The sequence below is a fragment of the Sutcliffiella horikoshii genome (assembly GCF_044809035.1).
Taxonomy (GTDB): Bacteria; Bacillota; Bacilli; order Bacillales; family Bacillaceae_I; genus Sutcliffiella_A; species Sutcliffiella_A horikoshii_G.
Window position 1 is genome coordinate 459,959 of record NZ_CP085237.1, and the last position, 16,659, is coordinate 476,617.

At 39.3% G+C, this 16,659-nt stretch carries 26 protein-coding genes; 23 read left to right on the top strand and 3 right to left on the bottom strand.

From position 1 onward, the window contains the following. The first annotated feature begins 113 nt into the window (after positions 1-113). The 8 genes from LG307_RS02435 (at position 114) to LG307_RS02470 (ending at position 4,680) form a co-directional block, all read left to right on the top strand. Positions 114-524, top strand: a complete 411-nt coding sequence (locus tag LG307_RS02435) for a GNAT family N-acetyltransferase (RefSeq protein ID WP_404447636.1) — start codon at positions 114-116, stop codon at positions 522-524. Positions 525-639: 115 nt separating this feature from the next. Beyond that, entirely contained in the window at positions 640-1,155 is a 516-nt protein-coding gene (locus LG307_RS02440; RefSeq protein WP_404450358.1) for a DUF4269 domain-containing protein, read from the top strand. Between the two features lie 286 nt (positions 1,156-1,441). Further along, positions 1,442-2,104 carry an HAD family hydrolase gene (locus tag LG307_RS02445; RefSeq protein ID WP_404447639.1) on the top strand — a complete coding sequence of 221 codons (663 nt, stop codon included), beginning with the start codon at positions 1,442-1,444 and terminating at the stop codon, positions 2,102-2,104. A 359-nt stretch (positions 2,105-2,463) separates the two neighbouring features. Continuing rightward, positions 2,464-3,006 carry a GNAT family N-acetyltransferase gene (locus tag LG307_RS02450; RefSeq protein ID WP_404447641.1) on the top strand — a complete coding sequence of 181 codons (543 nt, stop codon included), beginning with the start codon at positions 2,464-2,466 and terminating at the stop codon, positions 3,004-3,006. A 325-nt stretch (positions 3,007-3,331) separates the two neighbouring features. Then, positions 3,332-3,691, top strand: a complete 360-nt coding sequence (locus tag LG307_RS02455; RefSeq protein ID WP_404447644.1) for a hypothetical protein — start codon at positions 3,332-3,334, stop codon at positions 3,689-3,691. A gap of 27 nt (positions 3,692-3,718) precedes the next feature. Beyond that, positions 3,719-3,916, top strand: a complete 198-nt coding sequence (locus LG307_RS02460; protein ID WP_404447647.1) for a hypothetical protein — start codon at positions 3,719-3,721, stop codon at positions 3,914-3,916. 20 nt (positions 3,917-3,936) lie between these two features. Continuing rightward, positions 3,937-4,215: a CPCC family cysteine-rich protein gene (locus LG307_RS02465; RefSeq protein WP_404447649.1), complete on the top strand. Its 279-nt coding sequence runs from the start codon at positions 3,937-3,939 to the stop codon at positions 4,213-4,215. Between the two features lie 3 nt (positions 4,216-4,218). Next, positions 4,219-4,680, top strand: coding sequence for a DUF5662 family protein (locus tag LG307_RS02470; RefSeq protein WP_404447652.1), 462 nt, complete (start codon positions 4,219-4,221; stop codon positions 4,678-4,680). Between the two features lie 95 nt (positions 4,681-4,775). Here LG307_RS02470 and LG307_RS02475 read toward each other — a convergent pair whose 3' ends face one another. Further along, positions 4,776-5,621 carry a hypothetical protein gene (locus LG307_RS02475; protein WP_404447655.1) on the bottom strand — a complete coding sequence of 282 codons (846 nt, stop codon included), beginning with the start codon at positions 5,619-5,621 and terminating at the stop codon, positions 4,776-4,778. A 412-nt stretch (positions 5,622-6,033) separates the two neighbouring features. Between LG307_RS02475 and LG307_RS02480 the strand changes: the two genes are divergently transcribed. The 14 genes from LG307_RS02480 to LG307_RS02545 all read left to right on the top strand — a co-directional run bounded on the left by LG307_RS02480 (position 6,034) and on the right by LG307_RS02545 (position 14,567). Continuing rightward, positions 6,034-6,558 carry a YcxB family protein gene (locus LG307_RS02480; protein ID WP_404447657.1) on the top strand — a complete coding sequence of 175 codons (525 nt, stop codon included), beginning with the start codon at positions 6,034-6,036 and terminating at the stop codon, positions 6,556-6,558. A gap of 2 nt (positions 6,559-6,560) precedes the next feature. Further along, on the top strand, positions 6,561-7,073 hold the full coding sequence (locus LG307_RS02485) for an AAA family ATPase (RefSeq protein ID WP_404447660.1): 513 nt from the start codon (positions 6,561-6,563) through the stop codon (positions 7,071-7,073). A gap of 292 nt (positions 7,074-7,365) precedes the next feature. Then, positions 7,366-8,127: an SDR family oxidoreductase gene (locus tag LG307_RS02490; protein ID WP_404447663.1), complete on the top strand. Its 762-nt coding sequence runs from the start codon at positions 7,366-7,368 to the stop codon at positions 8,125-8,127. 4 nt (positions 8,128-8,131) lie between these two features. Then, positions 8,132-8,611, top strand: coding sequence for a GNAT family N-acetyltransferase (locus LG307_RS02495; protein WP_404447665.1), 480 nt, complete (start codon positions 8,132-8,134; stop codon positions 8,609-8,611). 211 nt (positions 8,612-8,822) lie between these two features. Beyond that, positions 8,823-9,185 (top strand): hypothetical protein, encoded by a 363-nt coding sequence (locus LG307_RS02500; protein ID WP_404447668.1) that lies wholly within the window; start codon positions 8,823-8,825, stop codon positions 9,183-9,185. Between the two features lie 24 nt (positions 9,186-9,209). Continuing rightward, the gene (locus LG307_RS02505) at positions 9,210-10,148 is read left to right on the top strand and encodes an ABC transporter permease subunit (RefSeq protein ID WP_404447671.1); all 939 of its coding nucleotides are present in this window, start codon (positions 9,210-9,212) and stop codon (positions 10,146-10,148) included. 206 nt (positions 10,149-10,354) lie between these two features. Continuing rightward, positions 10,355-11,047, top strand: a complete 693-nt coding sequence (locus LG307_RS02510; RefSeq protein WP_404447674.1) for an ABC transporter permease subunit — start codon at positions 10,355-10,357, stop codon at positions 11,045-11,047. 6 nt (positions 11,048-11,053) lie between these two features. After that, entirely contained in the window at positions 11,054-11,341 is a 288-nt protein-coding gene (locus tag LG307_RS02515; protein ID WP_404447677.1) for a hypothetical protein, read from the top strand. Positions 11,342-11,365: 24 nt separating this feature from the next. Further along, positions 11,366-11,638: a hypothetical protein gene (locus LG307_RS02520; RefSeq protein WP_404447679.1), complete on the top strand. Its 273-nt coding sequence runs from the start codon at positions 11,366-11,368 to the stop codon at positions 11,636-11,638. A gap of 22 nt (positions 11,639-11,660) precedes the next feature. Then, positions 11,661-12,503: a hypothetical protein gene (locus LG307_RS02525; protein ID WP_404447682.1), complete on the top strand. Its 843-nt coding sequence runs from the start codon at positions 11,661-11,663 to the stop codon at positions 12,501-12,503. Positions 12,504-12,704: 201 nt separating this feature from the next. After that, positions 12,705-13,055, top strand: coding sequence for a hypothetical protein (locus LG307_RS02530; protein ID WP_404447685.1), 351 nt, complete (start codon positions 12,705-12,707; stop codon positions 13,053-13,055). Positions 13,056-13,123: 68 nt separating this feature from the next. Further along, positions 13,124-13,402, top strand: a complete 279-nt coding sequence (locus LG307_RS02535) for a hypothetical protein (RefSeq protein ID WP_404447687.1) — start codon at positions 13,124-13,126, stop codon at positions 13,400-13,402. A gap of 29 nt (positions 13,403-13,431) precedes the next feature. Further along, positions 13,432-13,953, top strand: a complete 522-nt coding sequence (locus LG307_RS02540) for a YcxB family protein (protein WP_404447689.1) — start codon at positions 13,432-13,434, stop codon at positions 13,951-13,953. Between the two features lie 308 nt (positions 13,954-14,261). Then, entirely contained in the window at positions 14,262-14,567 is a 306-nt protein-coding gene (locus tag LG307_RS02545) for a DUF4190 domain-containing protein (RefSeq protein WP_404447692.1), read from the top strand. A gap of 379 nt (positions 14,568-14,946) precedes the next feature. Here LG307_RS02545 and LG307_RS02550 read toward each other — a convergent pair whose 3' ends face one another. Further along, positions 14,947-15,222: a hypothetical protein gene (locus LG307_RS02550; protein ID WP_404447695.1), complete on the bottom strand. Its 276-nt coding sequence runs from the start codon at positions 15,220-15,222 to the stop codon at positions 14,947-14,949. 98 nt (positions 15,223-15,320) lie between these two features. Continuing rightward, complete coding sequence (locus LG307_RS02555) at positions 15,321-15,671, bottom strand: DUF2200 domain-containing protein (RefSeq protein WP_404450359.1); 351 nt, start codon at positions 15,669-15,671, stop codon at positions 15,321-15,323. Positions 15,672-15,786: 115 nt separating this feature from the next. Here LG307_RS02555 and LG307_RS02560 point away from each other — a divergent pair, with 115 nt between their 5' ends. Then, on the top strand, positions 15,787-16,611 hold the full coding sequence (locus LG307_RS02560; RefSeq protein ID WP_010199675.1) for a manganese catalase family protein: 825 nt from the start codon (positions 15,787-15,789) through the stop codon (positions 16,609-16,611). The last annotated feature ends 48 nt before the right edge of the window (positions 16,612-16,659 follow it).

Sequence of the window (16,659 nt, forward strand, 5' to 3'; positions counted from 1 at the left end):
AGTATAATGTCGAAATTATAGTGTATTCGGAAAAAGCAACCCATGGAGGTATAAGACAGTGGTTAAATGGTGGAAGTACTCTTCAAAATAATTATTTTGAGGAGGAAACAGAAATGGAAATTAAGTTCAGTAGGGATAAAGACGTCAAGCTAGAACAATTAGAGACATTATATAACGATGTAGAGTGGTATGCTTACACCAAGGATTTAGATGTCCTCCAACAAGCAATCTATCAGTCTTTAGATGTTATTTCTGCGTGGAATGACGACGAATTAGTAGCGTTGATTCGAGTAGTTGGTGATGGATTGACCATTATCTATATCCAAGACATTCTGGTGTTGAATGCTTATCAAAAACAAGGAATTGCGACTCAACTGGTGCAACAGATTCTAGAGAAATATAAACATGTTCGCCAAAAAGTTCTGTTAACAGATGAGGCTCCTGATGTAAGGCACTTTTATGAGAAAAACGGATTCGAATCTTGTGATAAGGGATCTTTAGTAGCTTTTGCGAGATTTGATTAATTTCATTTAGAACATGTAATGTTACATTTTAGCGCTATTCAGGATTCTGGGATAGCGCTTAATTTTTACTTAGTAATGGGAGAGTGGGTTTCTCGTGATTAATCTTTTCGAGCAAATGAAGACCGGCAATATTCAGCAACAAAAGGCGTATTCAGCCATTAATGAATTAAAGATTTTAGATGATCTGAACGATTATACCCCAGTCCTATGTGGAACCATCCCTATAGATATTGATATCAAAGGGTCTGATTTGGACATCATTATGGAAGTAAGGGACTTAGATACTTTTGCAAACGAACTACAAAATTTATACGCAAATAAAGAAAATTTCTCTTTAAAAAGAAAAGTGATCCGAGGGAAAGAAGTCGTGAAAGCGAACTTTATTTTTCATGATTTCGAGTTTGAATTGTTCGGTCAAGCGTTGCCTGTACATAAGCAGTTTGCGTACCTGCATATGTTGATTGAAGATGAACTAATGAAAAGAAATCCCGGTTTAAAAGAGAAAGTCTTACACCTTAAAAAACAAGGATATAAAACGGAACCGGCATTTTGTAAAATTCTAAACATTGGTGGAGATCCTTATGAGGGCCTCATCTTGTTCGGTGTCCAAGAAGGAATTGTGCAAGTATAGCAAACTACCTACCAAACTTAATGGAAAAGGTGAAAAAATGTTCGATAAAATTAAAGCAGTACCGGAGAAAAAGTCATTTTTCATAGGTATGACCCTACTATTAATAACACCTTTGTTCTCATTTTTAATAGTAGATTTATTTCTAATGTCTAATTGGATAATGATTTCTATAGGAGTTTTCATTAACATTTTTTCTCTTTTATTTATTTTGAACGCGGCTGATAAACGGCATTCACGGTTGGCTAAGAGGTAAATAGTAATCGGTAGTACAAAGGAGGAAACTATTTTGGCAGAGTACAAGGTCATTCTATTCGATTTAGATGGAACGCTTTCGGACCCAAAAGAAGGAATCACAAAATCGGTTCAATATGCATTAGCCAAAATGGATATTGTGGAATCTGATGCCGATAGACTTGAGACTTTTATTGGTCCCCCACTCCAGATTTCTTTTGTCGAGTATTATGGTTTGGATGAAATGGAATCAAAACGTGCTATTGGATTTTATAGAGAAAGGTTTAAGGAGAAGGGGATGTTTGAAAATGTCCTTTATCCGGATATTTCCTTGCTTTTAGAGGCGTTAAAGGAGAACGGCTTTGTATTAGTGGTGGCAACCTCGAAGCCTACCGTTTTCGCTGAGCAGATAATAAAGTATTTTGAGTTAGAGAAGTATTTACAACTGATCGTCGGAGGTAACCTCGATGGAACAAGGTCATCCAAAACGGAAATCATTCAATACATACTTGATAAATATACTGAATTTAATCGCAGTGACTTTGTCATGATTGGAGACCGGAAGCACGATATAATTGGGGCGAAAAATACAGGGATTGACTCTATTGGAGTGACGTATGGGTACGGGTCTCAGGAAGAAATAAGGGATGCAGAGCCGACTTACATCGTTTCTAGTATTGATGATTTAATGGGTTTGTTGCTAGGAAGCCGAGTATAGGATGACTACTTACTCCTGTAATCGTTTTACTATACAAGGCGAAGAACACAAGAAAAAACATAAGGTTATTATACTGTTAAAGATGCACTCGACGCGAAGAAACAACAGTGGTTTAAGCGAGCAGTTAGCATCCATGAACCAACACATGAATGGTTACAGGTATTAAAATAAGAAACAAATTTTCAAAGCATAAAGGGGAGAGGTTTCTGAAATGCTTATCATTATTACCATCGCTGTTTTTATATTTTTATTCGACTTTGCCAGGATTAGAAAACAGAATGATACGCTAATAGAGCAAAATGAAAAGGTAATATCTTTATTAGAAGAAATAAAAAACAAATAAAAGAAGGGGTTCAAGGGTGCTTAACGTAGAGATAAGAAGGCCAAGAACGGAAGATATTAACGAGTTACATAAATTTTTTAAAACAGTGATTATTGATACATTTAACAAAGAAGGCATAGGGGATCAGTTAGATGATTTACAAGCTGAGATTGAATCCAAGAGAGCTTACTTAACGGAAGATTTAGCAAGCGATGGCAAGAACCGATTTTTTCTGCTGGCTTTAGTGAGAGAAAAGATCATTGGCACGATAGAATATGGCGCAGCAAGTGATCTTATATGTAAATGTACCGATAACGCCATAAAAGAATTGCATGAGGTCGGTACAGTGTTTGTGCATCCTGACTACCAAAGGATGGGAGTAGGGAATTTGCTCTTAGAAAATATGTATCGAACCCTGCGCGACAAGGGGATTAGTGAGTTTTGCTTAGATAGCGGGTATGCACGTGCGCAAAACATTTGGAAGAAGAAATTTGGTGAACCTGCTTATTTGCTAGAAGACTATTGGGGCGAAGGCTATCATCATATGATTTGGAGAGTCAAATGTGAGGGAGAGATTTAATTTGACATGGTTTGTAGTACTGGACATTTTAACACTAGTGTTTCTTCTTCTCGCAGCAGTTTATTACTTTAAGTTCTGGAAGGGATTCAGGGGCCTTGAAGGTGAGCGGAACCTCTCCAGGAAATTCGTACATGCAGGTGTCAAAAATATTCAAGTGGCAACTTTTTTTCTTGTAACTGGGTGTATGATAGGGCTTATTAGTATTTGGATGTGACGAATTTCTAATAATTTTACAAGTGCCATCTTGAACAAATGGAAGATGTTTCGCGTTTTAATAAGTAAAAGGTTACTAGAAGGATGATGACTTATTAAAAGAAAGCTTTTGATGGTGCTATTGATACTTAGCTTAGGTGTGAATGTCTATGTTGCTGGAAAGTGGATGCTGGTTGACCAGTTTTATGAACCATCCCCAGAAGAAAGTATCATTTTAAGTGAAATGGTTCAAAAAACGGTGGAAAGTAGCGATTATAGAAGAATAGCAGAACAAGAGAACATCCTTGCTATTGATACTAATATGGATAAAAACAAGGGTGGGGTGTTTCCGTATTATTTTGCGGTAAGTGTTCGTACGGATAAACAAACCTATCTTTTTTCCTGTAACAATGAGCAATGCTCCAAAATGGAATTGTTTGGGGAGACTTATTCCATTTATCAGGATGAGAAGCCGAGACTTCCGTTTCATTGATTGAGTTGAATATGTAGGGGGAAAATTATGAAGAAATCAAAGGAACCAACCGCAAAATACTATGTTATGATGTCTTCTTTACTTTGCCTGTCTATAATCTTACAAAGTATTGTTGTGGTTTCGACTCCTCATACTTTTATCCGGATTATTAATTTGATATCCGTCATAGTATCTTCTGGTATTGTAGGGGCTTTTATAAGAGAAGTATTTATTTTAAAAGAATAAGAGAAACAAGTGATGAAAGTATGAAAAAATATCATTGCCCCTGCTGTGGTTTCAGAACGTTAGAGGAGGAACCACCTGGAACGTATGAAATTTGTGAGATTTGCTTTTGGGAAGACGATGAGATTCAATTCCGTGACCAGGACTACGAAGGCGGTGCAAATGAACTTTCTCTCCGAAACTATCAAAAAGGTGTGATAGAAGGAAGGTTCCTTAAACGCAAAGCTGTTGAAGGGGAAGAGAGAAGTCTGGGTTGGAAACCTTTAGGGATTAAAGCGAATCCATTGTCTACAGGGGGATGAGATATGTTAATGGCTTGTTGGAAAAACTTCCTGTATATCTTTGAACATAAACTAAATGTGCTTGTCGAGTGTTGGAAAGAAGGGTTATATCTACAAGGGATAGCTCATGATTGTTCAAAGTTTACACCTAAAGAATTCTTTCCTTATGCAAAGAAGTTCTTCTTCCATGGAGATAAAAGTGCTGACGATGAATTAAGGTGGAAATATGCTTGGCTACATCATCAAAATAAAAATAAGCATCATTGGGAGTATTGGGTGGTAGACCCGCGTACTAAACAAGCTTTACCTATGCCAAGAAAGTATCTCATTGAAATGATCTGTGATTGGCGTTCTTTCTCAAGAAAGTGGGGGAGAAAGGTCAAAGACTCTACCTTGAATCTAAGCGATAAAATCATATTACATCCAGATACGAGAATCGAGCTTGAGATATTGATAGGGAATGATAAAGAAAAGTCTAATGATTGATACATAGAAAAAATACCGTAGTTTTTAATGAAAAAAGAGTGGTAGTATTACGTCCTCCAACGTAATCACCACTCTTTTTCGCACGGTTATACTTCTTAAAGATTAATCTTATTACGCTGCCCTTTATCGACTATTCGGGTGTTAGGTACGGAGGGGATATTGAGAGTGGTATCCATACTGTTGACGGTTAGTTCTATCAAAGGGTTGTTATGAGGGATAGATGAAACATCCCAAACCATTCCATCAAAATAGTTGAATTGACCGCTAACCTTTAAGATTTTGGTTGTAATAGATGTAGGCTGAATTTGGAGGTCTTTAAATTGATTCCCACTAATTTCAAATGGGATAGTTGGACTGCTGGACATGGTGATCATTTCAATACAATCATCAAGTGACACACTAAGAAATCGGTTTGCATTAATCCAGGCGAACCCAGAAGCTGGACGGGTGGCAACCAGTTTCATACCAATTTTCAATCCGGCAATTTTGATATTCTCAAAATTAACGAAAGAAATTTCATGCCCTGCACCGCCTGAAATAAGCGATAGGCCGATACCTTTGTGACTATTTTGCCAGTTGACAATATTTATATCTCTTATTTGTGTTCGATTCCATGTATTGTAATATTTATATCTACCATTTAAATAGATAACATCTGAATCAAACACAGGGTCATTGATTGCAATATAAGCCCCATCCAGAGAGGCGTTTGTTTGTATTTCCAATACCCTGAAATTTCCTTGGACGATAAACCGAGTTCCATAATCAAACAGTAATTTGACGCCTTGCTTAATAATGATGGGTCTAGTTATAAAATAATCTTTATTACTCAACTTAACGTTCTTTCTTTTATTGCTTGTCGCATAGTCAATGGCAGCTTGAATTTTTAAGGAGTCATTCGACCCACTGAATTCTTCTATATAGATGTCTTCATTCAACATTTGTCCCTACTTTCATTTTGTATAGCATCCCTCTAAAGCTATCAAAGCAATTAAAACACTAAGAGTAACGCTTGTACTATCTTATTCATGAAAAATACAAAGAGTGCGAAAAGTAGATATATGTAATGAACCCGGGAGGCAAGCAGTGATATGAAATTGCTTATCATTCGGAGCGGGGAACATCTAATGGAGCACCGAAGGAAAATTGTAGGTTGGACGCGGCCTCGCAGAGATCAGTGCATTCAAAGCCTTTATAGGCGGGGAGAAGATATTAAAAGCTAATATAAAACGAGAATTTTGAAATATGGCAACATCAGGGTGGAGGCGTTTGGAGCAGGGTTATGGTGTAACAGGAGATATCGTTAGAACTAATGGTCACTTATGTTATCCTTGTAACAGGAGAGTGATTTTTTTGGAAGAAAAGAAAGAAATAGTATCTGTAAGTGGAGTAGTTAGTCAGGAGATTTTCAAGAAGTTCTTGGGCTATCATATTCAGTCGTTGAACAAGATGGTGCTAACTGTCTTGTTATTGGGTTTCTTTTTGTATATATGGCTAATCCTTGATTTGGGTTGGATATTTGCCCTGATTACTGCCCTCATCCTGTGGGGAATTATTAAATTAATGCTAACAATTGTGATGAATCTTCGTTCTGTAAAAGAATACAAAAGCGACAAGCTGATGCAAAATGAGGTATTTTTGACCATTAGTGAGGATGGTATCCAGCAGAAACGCCAGAAAGCAGAAGCGTCTTGGGAGTGGGATGATATCCTTTCCGTCCATGAACAAAAGGAAATGTTCCTATTTTATGTATCTAAAAATAAGGCGGTCTTGTTGCCGAAAAGCTTTATGGTCAACCATGAGATGATTAAACTGAGAAAAATCATACATAATAACGCATTGACGCAAAAGGTGAAATTGCTAGAGGGGTCGGTGTAAGGATGACGAGAAACATCTACATCATTTCCGGTCCGTGTGGTGTTGGAAAATCGACTATTACCAAAGGTCTTGTACGTAAGTTAGAGAAAACGGTTCTTGTTGAGGGTGACTTGATTACTGCTATGTTTGCAGGGGAGGAGCAGCCGCCTTGGGAGGAGAAGCTCTCCATCGTCTGGCAGAACCTAAGCAGCCTGACCAAGAACTTTTTACGGAATGGTTATGATGTTGTGATCGATTATGTGGTGGAGGACGAATTTGAATGGTTTAGCAAGGAACTCCAACAAGCAGGACTGGATGTGACGCTGCACTATTATGTATTACGAGCTGACGCGGAAGTGCTAGTGGAACGTATCACCAAACGCGGTGACACCGACATGATCCCGCGTTCCTTGGAGCTTCTTCATCAGCTTGAAAATAAAAAGGAAAACGCGCCACATTTGTACGACACAACCCATAAGGACTCGAACGTCATTATAGAGGAAATCGCGAATAACATTACGTATTATTATCCTTGACAGATCGTTTTGAAATTCTTACCATAAAGGAAAGAGATGTACGGAAGGGGAATCGAAAGCCTAACAATGTGGAATAACCTTTAATGAAAAAATTGAGCAATTGGATAGAGTCAGCTGTTCCGACCAAGGGATAAGTCTGTCCGTCCATCATTTCATTAAAGGGATACACATGTTGTGGAGTTGATACCCCACTTGAAACAGGTGCCTTTGGTGCACCTGTTTTTTTATGGGGAAAAACATCTCTTTTATCGAACCATACTTGTTTATACCCCAACAATTGGAGGGTTATTTTATGAATAGAATAGCAATTGTAACTGGCGCGAGCCGTTTGAAAGGAATCGGAGCAGAAGTATGCAGGGAATTGGCAAAAGTGGGACATTCCGTATTTTTTACGTATTGGTCGGCTTATGATGAAGAGATGCCATGGGGTTCTGAAGCTAGTGAACCACAACTTTTAAAAGAAGAGCTGGAGGGATTCGGTGTTCTGGTGGGCCTGATGGAGCTTGACCTCACAAATGTGGAAGCGGCTGATATGTTGTTTCAAAAAGTGAGGGAGGAACTTGGTGAGCCGAGTATACTTGTGAATAACGCAGCCTACTCAATCAACGATGATTATAGAACGATAACAGCGGAGGATCTGGATAAGCATTATCTTGTAAACATCCGGGCTACCACTCTATTAAGCAGTAGATTTGCTCAGCAGTTCACCTTTGGGAGCGGTGGGCGAATTGTTAACCTTACATCCGGCCAATTCCGCGGGCCGATGCCAGGCGAGCTTTCGTATGCAACTACGAAAGGCGCGATTGATGCCATGACGATAACGCTAGCGGCAGAGGTTGGGAAGCTTGGAATTACGGTCAATGCAATCAATCCGGGCCCGACCGATACAGGTTGGATGACAGAGGAAATCAAATCAGGTCTTTCAGGCATGTTTCCTTCAGGACGGGTAGGTTTGCCAAGTGACGTGGCACGGACTATTAAGTTTCTTGTCAGTGAAGAAGCAGAATGGGTGACAGGACAGATTATCCATTCAGAAGGCGGATTTAGGAGGTAGAGGGATGGGAGAGATAAGTGTTTGGTTGCAGTTAGTGGAAAGTTCGGATCGCTTGGAGTACTTGCCGTATTTGGTCATGGCGGATGAGAGCGAGAGCGTGGTGAAAGAGTATATTGCGGAAGGGCAAATGTTCGCGATTATGGTGGATAGCGGTACGGTGGCTGGTGTGGCCTTGTTTGTGGAAGATTCCGAGGGTGTGATTGAGCTGAAAAATATCGCGTTGGATCCACAGTTTCGTGGGCTTGGACTAGGGAAGCGCGTTATTAATCTGGCTTTTGAGATTTTCAAGGGACAGGGTTTTCGCAAAATGATAGTCGGCACCGCCAACTCCAGCATCGCCAGTCTTGCATTCTATCAGAAAGCAGGGTTTAGGATGGCGGAGATAAGGAAGGATTTCTTCTTAAAGTATCCGGAACAAATTATTGAGGATGGGATACAGGCGATGGATATGGTGGTGTTTGAGCGGGTGTTGCAGGAAGAGTGATAGCTCGTACGTAAGGCGCTCCATATGATGGAGCGTTTTTCATTTGGCGTTTTCCTCGAATGTGTCTAATTGTAAACAATATCCAACTCGTTTTTAACAAATTTTTCAAAAAACATTTGAGTATTCCGAACTATTTTGAAATAATTGGAGATAGAATGTAGTAGGTTGAAACCTTCCTTACACACCATCCGCCTATTGCTTAGAGGTGATAATGTTGAAAAAAACGATATTCATAGCTTTCTTTTCCCTGACTCTAGTTGGTTGCGCTTCAACCAAAGAGCCCATCCTCATAGAATCCACAGAAGAAGCATCCTGGGCATACGAATTTGTTCGAGTAGATGAAATCTCCTTTCAGCTGACACAGAAAGAAGCGGAGGAGAGTGCTAAGGGAGACCTAATTGGCGAAGTCCAACGAAATATTGTGGATATGGATACCGATGAGGAGTTAGTGGAGCAGCATCTAGATAGCAACTCCCTACCGCCCGGAACAGCCCTCTACAAACACACTGAGAACAACAACTTCATCCTATACGAGTTAGATGACAAATGCTATATCGCAGAAAAAAGAGACTGAATTTTGAAATTTTAGGGGGATCCAATGGAACTAAAGAAAGAATCGATTAAGTTGTCCGTTTCTGTTATTTTGGCTTTAATTTTCACCATCCTGCTTATTTTTTTCCCAAGAGGCGGGTACTATGGTGAGATCCCTATGAACCTGGAAGATGGTGCATTTCAAGGGTTTCAACTTTCTCTATTTTTTGAAGTGTACCAAACAAACATCACGCAGTTCTTTCAGCATATTTGGGAACACCAGAGTTTAGGGGGAACCATGTTCTCAGAGACTTCCGTGGAAAAAGAACTAATTAGGTACTATCCGAAAAGCTTACTTATCATTGTGATTGGATTTGTGGTCAGTATTATTTTCGGTGTATTAAAGGGGATTTTTGATTACCGCAATACATATACAAAAAAGAATCTGCTTGGGAACGGAACGACGTGGCTTTTTCAATCTATCCCTGACTTTTTCGTCGTGATTATCGCCTTTTATCTAGCATTCTACTACTTGCCGATGGGGATGATATTCAGCAATAAGAACTGGTACAGCTTTGCTGCGCCGGCCTTACTTGTTTCTATTTATCCAACGATGTATGTTGCGCGCATGACGTGTGTGTCGCTTTTGAACCAAGATGGCCAGGACTATATCCGCACGGCTTTTGCGAAAGGATTTAAAGTCACACAGGTCATTAACCGCCATATATTGAGAAACAGCGTGCTTGACTTGATCGCCCTCCTGCCGACCATCATGATGGTAGTTATCTCTAACATGTTGATGGTCGAGTACCTAACAGGTTATGCTGGGGCGGGGAATAGAATGTTCGTAGCACTTGGAGGAAGACAGAATACGGTTGGATTTGGTACTCCGGACATTGAAGCCGGACTCGTTTTTGGTTTCGCACTTTGCTTTATAGCAACCGTGCTTGTCGTTCATATTGTAAAAATGATCATGCTGACAAAACTCAGCCAGAAGGGAGCGTAAGGGATGCAGAAAAACACAGCGCTTTGGACCGGAGGATTTTTTCTTTTTGTGTTAATTTTGGTGGCCGCATTCGGCTCTTCTTTTTCATATTAAAAAAAGTACTTGAAGGCAAACGAATAATTTTTCCGGAGGCTGGAGGTATCATATCAGCGCCTTTCCCTCCATCGGCCGATTTCCCGCTTGGCTCTGACCATGAAGGAAGAAATATGGTAAGTCTTCTTGTGATGGGAGCCAAGGATACATTATTGCTCATTTTTTTAATAACCAGTATTCGTTATGTTGTAGGCGTGGTGCTTGGTGCGATTGCATCGATCGGTGGACGCGTGATCTCAAACGTCCTTAATGTGTGGGATCAGATTTTCTCCAGCATGCCGGTAATTTTCTTTGCCATCTTAGCATTTAATCTGCCTCTATTGATTTATGCGGAAAACAGGTTCTGGATTGTTATTTTCAGCATAGCATTGGTGGAAGTAGGGCGCGTGGGCGTGACAATCCGAGATCAATTAATTCATGTGAAAAATAAACCGTATGTCGATGCTGCGAGGACCGTTGGATTATCAAACTTCGGCATTGCCAAGAATCACTTCCTACCGATTTTGCTGCCAACGATGCTTGTTAATTTTTGTTTTGATATTGGAAGAGTGGCGCTAATCATCGGCCAGCTCGGGATTTTCTCCATTTTCATTACGATGCAATTTGTGGAGGTTCCACCAGGCGGGATGTATGACCTAGTTAACACGAGCTTCAACTGGCCGACAATTTTAGGAGATGCCCGCAAAGATATCTATACAGCCGTATGGATTCCAGCCGCAGCGGCATTCTCGATCATGTATGTCATTTTGACATTCAATATTTTAGGTGAGGGATTGAGAAGGCACTTTAGTCGTTTTGGGGTGTGATGTAGGATGAGAAAGTATATCTTACTGTGTTTAATGATTACCTTTTTGCTGGTGGCTCTACTAACTAACCCCAGCAAGGAAGAGTACCTTGAGATGACAGGGGAACCATTTTATGAAAAGCTTCCGGAGGGGCTGGAAGTAGAAGTGGAGCGCGTGAACTTCTATCTCTTTTCAGCCTACACGCCTGTAGTTGCGGGGGAACACGGTATAACCCATCTGGGGGTCTATGGAAGTTTCTTTCAAATATCTAACGGTCAATTCGATTACCCGGGTTGGTTAGAGGTGTTTAATTGATTTTTGAGTGAGAGGAGGATGTAATTGGATTACAATGAATACAATTACAAACAACCACATTCCGATAGCCGCGGACACACTCCAACTCGTCATAGCTGGGATACGAGTGAAGTAACCCTTGGGACCTGGATTGTTGTTTTGCTTCTTTTGGCAATTCCTTTTGTTAACTTTATCGTTTTAGTGGTTCTGGCATTCGGTGATCATAACGTGAGCCTAAAGAACTTTGCGAAAGCGTCATTGATATTTATTGTGCTGGGGTTTTTCCTAACTATTCTGGGGGTAGGGTGTAGTTTTTGACATTCACTAATAAAGCGGGGTTATGAACATTAAGAAAATCATTCTGTTACTTGCTCTAGGGCTGTTACTTTTTTTGAGTAGGATATATTTAAGCGACCTGTTCTGGATAGTGATAGCAATAGAAGCATGCATTGTAACATACATTATTTTTAGTGTGATAAAAAGCATTATTGGCTTTAAAAATAAGAGTAGGGAAGATTTCAACATTAATATTAGGAAAGTCTTGGAGCAGAAGTTTGGTAAATCATTTTTAATAGAGTTTGTTATTATCGAGCTCAACGTTTTTTATTATTCATTACTAGTTTGGTTTAAGAAATCGAGAACAGCTGAACAGAATGGTAAAGCATTTACCTATCATAGAAGCTCAGAGATGAAAACCTTCATTATTGTGTTTGCTATTTTGATAACTGGAGAAGGCATACTTTTTCATTATCTTTTGCAAAAGTGGAATGAAGGTATTGCATGGATTTTTACCATACTGAATGTTTACGGCCTTCTATACTTGGTAGGGTTTTATAACTCAGCCAAACATCTTCCGCATATGATCACACAAGAAAAAATGATTATCCGACTCGGTTTCCAAAGTAACATTACCATAGATATCGCCAACATTGAACAAATCAACCGGGCTAAAGAAATCGAGTTAGGGATGAAAATTCCTAAAACTACATACTACTCTTTATTGAAACTTGATACCCCACATGCTGAGATTACCTTGAAAGAGCCGGTGGAGATGAGGGGGTCTTACGGGATGAGGAAAATGGTAGATAAAGTAGTGTTTAGGGCAGATGACCGAGATGAACTATTAAAAGAGATCAAACTAGTAATGACTTCAGGCTATAAACCTCATGCCACTCAGAAATGATTCTTTCGAGACAGAGAGCGGTTCTCTAAGCCTGAAACCAGCTTGGAAAGAGGAAAGCGGTAACAGAGAATCAATCTCTATAATCCCCTCAACAAATCTCACCATAAATGGTCCAGCATGGAACTTTTTCCTAGTCCATTTCGTATAATTAGTAGGAATAATCATAAAAGGGGATATGGGGAAGATATGGAGTGGTTGGTGATGTTTATAATTTGGGGTGGATTGATGTTGTATTTTATCATTCCTTTCCATAAAAATGATGAAGTATCAACAAATGTACCATCTATGAAAGTAGCCGTGAAATTAAGCCTTCAAAGAGTTACTTTTCACCGAAAGTTCCTTCTAGCAATTTTCCTCTTAATACTCAGCTATCTCGCAATCTGGTATAGTTTCAAGGACATGACCTGGTATAACGAGGCACATGGAGTACCCAACCACATAGATGCTGCAGAAACATTATCTTTTTATTTAATAGCAGTCACCCTTTATACCCTTCTACTCTATAGCGCAGCAGTTGTTATGCGGGCTTTCTCGTATATGAAAGAGTTTTAATAATAATACTAGGTTTAAATATCTTGCTTTATTTAATTTATAGTAGAAGGTAATAGGAGTTGTACAAGATGGGATTATTTTTTCAAGATAGAGAACATAAGGGTAGCTCAAAATTGTTAAATGGAATTAGGATCGTTTTTGTGATTGGAGTCTTTGCTTTATTGATTATAGGATTAGTAAATGACTTTAGTTTCAAATACACAGGCCTAGCGTTTATCTTGCTGGGTGTGACCAACATAATGAATGGTGCTGAATCTCACTATTACGGGGAAAAGAAAAAAGTTTATATCACAGAATATCTGTTTGGCTTCTTGCTTTTTACAATAGCCATAACCTATTTAAGCTAGATGTGAAACATGCGAAAGGAGAGGGGAAAGTGGAGAATAGTATATCATTACGTGGAATAGTTAGTTATGAAGATTACAAGAAATATGTTAATTTTCATTGGAGAAAAATGAGAGTGTTATTTACTATTGTATGTGCCGTTATATATATACCTATTACTACTTATCTAGTTTACTTACCTTTAATTGGAAGGTTGATAGGTGCTATAGTGTTAGGGGTGCTTATTTGGTATATGATCCCCATACTTAATAACTTTAAAGTAAAGCAGGAGTTTAAAAGTGATCAATTAATCAAGAATGAAATGTCTATTACGGTAAGTCCTGCAGGGGTACAGCAAAAAGTGAAGAATAATGAAGCAAACTTGGACTGGGACGATATAATAGAAATTCACGAGACGAAGGATATGTTCGTATTCTATATTTCTAAAAATAAAGCTATCTTGATTCCACAAAGTTTTCTAAGAGAGACGAGTGATAAAGAAACACTCAGGTCTATAATCAGAGAAAATGCAGTACCAGGCAAGGTGGAGTTGAATAAGGAAAGCGTATCATGAAGTTGTATGCGAAGTTATGAGATGAAAAACTATCTTGTTTTATTTGTGTGTGCTTCTCTTATTCTTTCAGCCTATAGTTCAAAGAGCAGTGGCACTTATATATATTGGACAGAAAAAACAGACAACCAGATTCAACGTTTAGATCAAGCAAAAATAAAATACGAAATTAGGCATGGAGATATCTGGATTAGGGAAAAGGATAATAGAAAAGTTGTGGCGTGTTGTAGCTGAGGAGAGCTATAATGCAGTAAGAGTCTAAAAAATTTATCTTCTAACATTCAGTGGATTAGAATGGTAGGTGCAAAAAAATGAATGAATCTGTTCCACATTCCGAGACAGGAAAGCTAAATAGTAATGCTATTATTTCTTTAATTCTTGGTATCATATCGATAGTTTGTTGTGTCATTAGTTTTTTAAGCATGCTTTTTGCAGTTCCAGGATTTGTCCTTGCTGTGATTGGGTTGAATGAGATTCACAAAACGGATCAATCAGGACGAGGGTATGCAAAGGCAGGTTTAATATGCAGCCTTGTCGGAATCATTTTGCCTCTCATTATTATCCTACTTAGCTTGTTAATATTTGAGTCGACGGATTTCATTATGGACGTGAGTTAAGAAGAAAAGGACAACCTTTGTTGGATAAAAAGGGTGGTCCTTTTTTATTCTTCTATAGTAATTTTTAAACAAACGTATGATTAAGAAAAGTTCAAAGCTATGGGGCTGTAGGGAGAAAACAATTTTTTAAAGATTAACTTTTCAAAAAGGAGTAGTGGTATAATTCACAAACCTGCCATTATTCATGTCTAAACGACAAATTTCCCGGGAAAACTTTATTTTGGAATAGGTTTTTTTAAACAAACGTTTGTTAAAGAAAAAAATAACCCCTTGGTAGAGAAGGGGTTCAGCGAAAAAATCAAAATTAACTTTTGAAAAAGGTATGGTGGAAAATTGCCTTTTTTCCAATGAGGGAAATTCCACGTCCTCTTGTCGAATTTTAAGGTGCTTGAAAGCCAAAAATCGCCACAAAGAGTAATAATCCCCACCCGCAAATACTAAGTAAGTTTGCTGCAATGAGCCAACCTTTAGCCCAACCTTTTACTTTTATTAGACTCACCAGTAATCCTATAACACCAAAAGCAATAGGGATGAAGAGGGTTACTCTGTTGAACAGCTCAACCATTGCTGCACCCCAATATGTCATAAAGGCAATCAAAGGAATGACAGATAATATAAAGAAAAGTGACGCCAAAATAGTGGCTAGCTTTTGCATAAACTCCCTCCTTATTCCATTAACTTATGCTGCGGGGAAAACAAAAACACCACTGTTAACAGAAATGGGTGGGTGGAGGTGCCTGTCCCCGTAGCCCGCTAAGCTCGTAAAATCTTCTCCATTGCTTTTCCTTTTGCTAATTCATCAATCAGCTTGTCTAGAAAGCGGATTTCTCTCATGGTTGGTTCTTCAATGTTTTCTACTCGTACGCCACAAACGACTCCTTTAATTAAGTTCCGGGAAGTGTTCATATGGGGTGCTTCTGCAAAGAAGGTTTCAAAGTCCGTTTTCTTTTCCAGCACCGTTTCTAACTCTTCCTGACTGTAGCCTGTCAACCAACGAATGATCTCATCGACTTCTTCTTTCGTACGGCCTTTTTTCTCTGCCTTCGTAACGTAGTGGGGGTATACACTTGCAAAACTCATCGTATAGATTCTGTGCTTTTCCATCATTTATCCTCCCTTAAAGATTCTTTATTTTATTGTATCATGCAAAGGTTAGAATGATGTACAAACCTTTGTCAGTATATATAACATGTAAAGATTATAGAAGGGTGGAGATGTTTTGTTTTTTCATATGAAGGAATTACAGTATGAGGCAAAACCGGATAAGCCTGATCCCATATTCGCTACAAGGCTGCAAGAAATATTGGGAGGACAGTTTGGGGAGATTTCGGTTGCTGTTCAATATCTGTTTCAAGGCTGGGGAGCAAGGAGGCATGATAAGTACCGGGATTTATTGATGGATACTGGGACAGAGGAGCTTGCACATATTGAGATGCTTGCCACAATGATTGCAAGACTGCTTGATAATGCACCCGTAAAAGCTCAGGAAGAAGCAGCGCAAAACCCTGTAATGGCAGCGATTATGGGTGGGATGAACCCGCAATATGCCATTGTATCCGGACTCGGGGCGTTGCCTGTCAATAGTGTTGGTGTACCGTGGAACGGGGGATATGTCATCGCAAGTGGAAATCTTCTCGCCGACTTCAGGGCAAACCTGAACGCCGAAACACAAGGGCGTCTGCAGGCAGTCAGATTATATGAACAGACAACGGACCGAGGAGTAAGAGACATGTTATCGTTCCTGATTGCCAGGGATAGAATGCACCAAAATCAGTGGTTGGCAGCGATTCAAGAGCTAGAAGCACAAGAAGGAGTAATCGTTCCAAGTACCTTTCCGACGACAAAGGAAAAGTCGGAAGTCTCACATACGTTCATTGCTTTATCGGAAGGGGAAGAGAGCAGCAAAGGAAACTGGGCAAGTGGCCCTGCGCCAGACGGTTTAGCAAATTTCCAATACTTAAGTATGCCAGGTGCATGGGGAGGAAAACCAATCCTGAATCCTGCTCCTCCAGCGTTGCATAATACACCGCCATCTGTAAAATAAAAAAAGAATGCTCGGTTGCGATGGTTGCAATCCCGAGCATTCCTTTAA

Excerpts from the sequence above, each read along its gene's own strand:
- LG307_RS02510 (WP_404447674.1), top strand. The coding sequence starts at position 10,355 with ATGGTAAGTCTTCTTGTGATGGGAGCCAAGGATACATTATTGCTCATT.
- LG307_RS02535 (WP_404447687.1), top strand. The coding sequence starts at position 13,124 with ATGGGATTATTTTTTCAAGATAGAGAACATAAGGGTAGCTCAAAATTG.
- LG307_RS02530 (WP_404447685.1), top strand. The coding sequence starts at position 12,705 with ATGTTTATAATTTGGGGTGGATTGATGTTGTATTTTATCATTCCTTTC.
- LG307_RS02500 (WP_404447668.1), top strand. The coding sequence starts at position 8,823 with ATGTTGAAAAAAACGATATTCATAGCTTTCTTTTCCCTGACTCTAGTT.
- LG307_RS02515 (WP_404447677.1), top strand. The coding sequence starts at position 11,054 with ATGAGAAAGTATATCTTACTGTGTTTAATGATTACCTTTTTGCTGGTG.
- LG307_RS02545 (WP_404447692.1), top strand. The coding sequence starts at position 14,262 with ATGAATGAATCTGTTCCACATTCCGAGACAGGAAAGCTAAATAGTAAT.
- LG307_RS02485 (WP_404447660.1), top strand. The coding sequence starts at position 6,561 with ATGACGAGAAACATCTACATCATTTCCGGTCCGTGTGGTGTTGGAAAA.
- LG307_RS02470 (WP_404447652.1), top strand. The coding sequence starts at position 4,219 with ATGTTAATGGCTTGTTGGAAAAACTTCCTGTATATCTTTGAACATAAA.
- LG307_RS02555 (WP_404450359.1), bottom strand. The coding sequence starts at position 15,671 with ATGGAAAAGCACAGAATCTATACGATGAGTTTTGCAAGTGTATACCCC.
- LG307_RS02440 (WP_404450358.1), top strand. The coding sequence starts at position 640 with ATGAAGACCGGCAATATTCAGCAACAAAAGGCGTATTCAGCCATTAAT.
- LG307_RS02435 (WP_404447636.1), top strand. The coding sequence starts at position 114 with ATGGAAATTAAGTTCAGTAGGGATAAAGACGTCAAGCTAGAACAATTA.
- LG307_RS02525 (WP_404447682.1), top strand. The coding sequence starts at position 11,661 with ATGAACATTAAGAAAATCATTCTGTTACTTGCTCTAGGGCTGTTACTT.
- LG307_RS02475 (WP_404447655.1), bottom strand. The coding sequence starts at position 5,621 with ATGTTGAATGAAGACATCTATATAGAAGAATTCAGTGGGTCGAATGAC.
- LG307_RS02550 (WP_404447695.1), bottom strand. The coding sequence starts at position 15,222 with ATGCAAAAGCTAGCCACTATTTTGGCGTCACTTTTCTTTATATTATCT.
- LG307_RS02460 (WP_404447647.1), top strand. The coding sequence starts at position 3,719 with ATGAAGAAATCAAAGGAACCAACCGCAAAATACTATGTTATGATGTCT.
- LG307_RS02495 (WP_404447665.1), top strand. The coding sequence starts at position 8,132 with ATGGGAGAGATAAGTGTTTGGTTGCAGTTAGTGGAAAGTTCGGATCGC.
- LG307_RS02505 (WP_404447671.1), top strand. The coding sequence starts at position 9,210 with ATGGAACTAAAGAAAGAATCGATTAAGTTGTCCGTTTCTGTTATTTTG.
- LG307_RS02465 (WP_404447649.1), top strand. The coding sequence starts at position 3,937 with ATGAAAAAATATCATTGCCCCTGCTGTGGTTTCAGAACGTTAGAGGAG.
- LG307_RS02490 (WP_404447663.1), top strand. The coding sequence starts at position 7,366 with ATGAATAGAATAGCAATTGTAACTGGCGCGAGCCGTTTGAAAGGAATC.
- LG307_RS02455 (WP_404447644.1), top strand. The coding sequence starts at position 3,332 with ATGGTGCTATTGATACTTAGCTTAGGTGTGAATGTCTATGTTGCTGGA.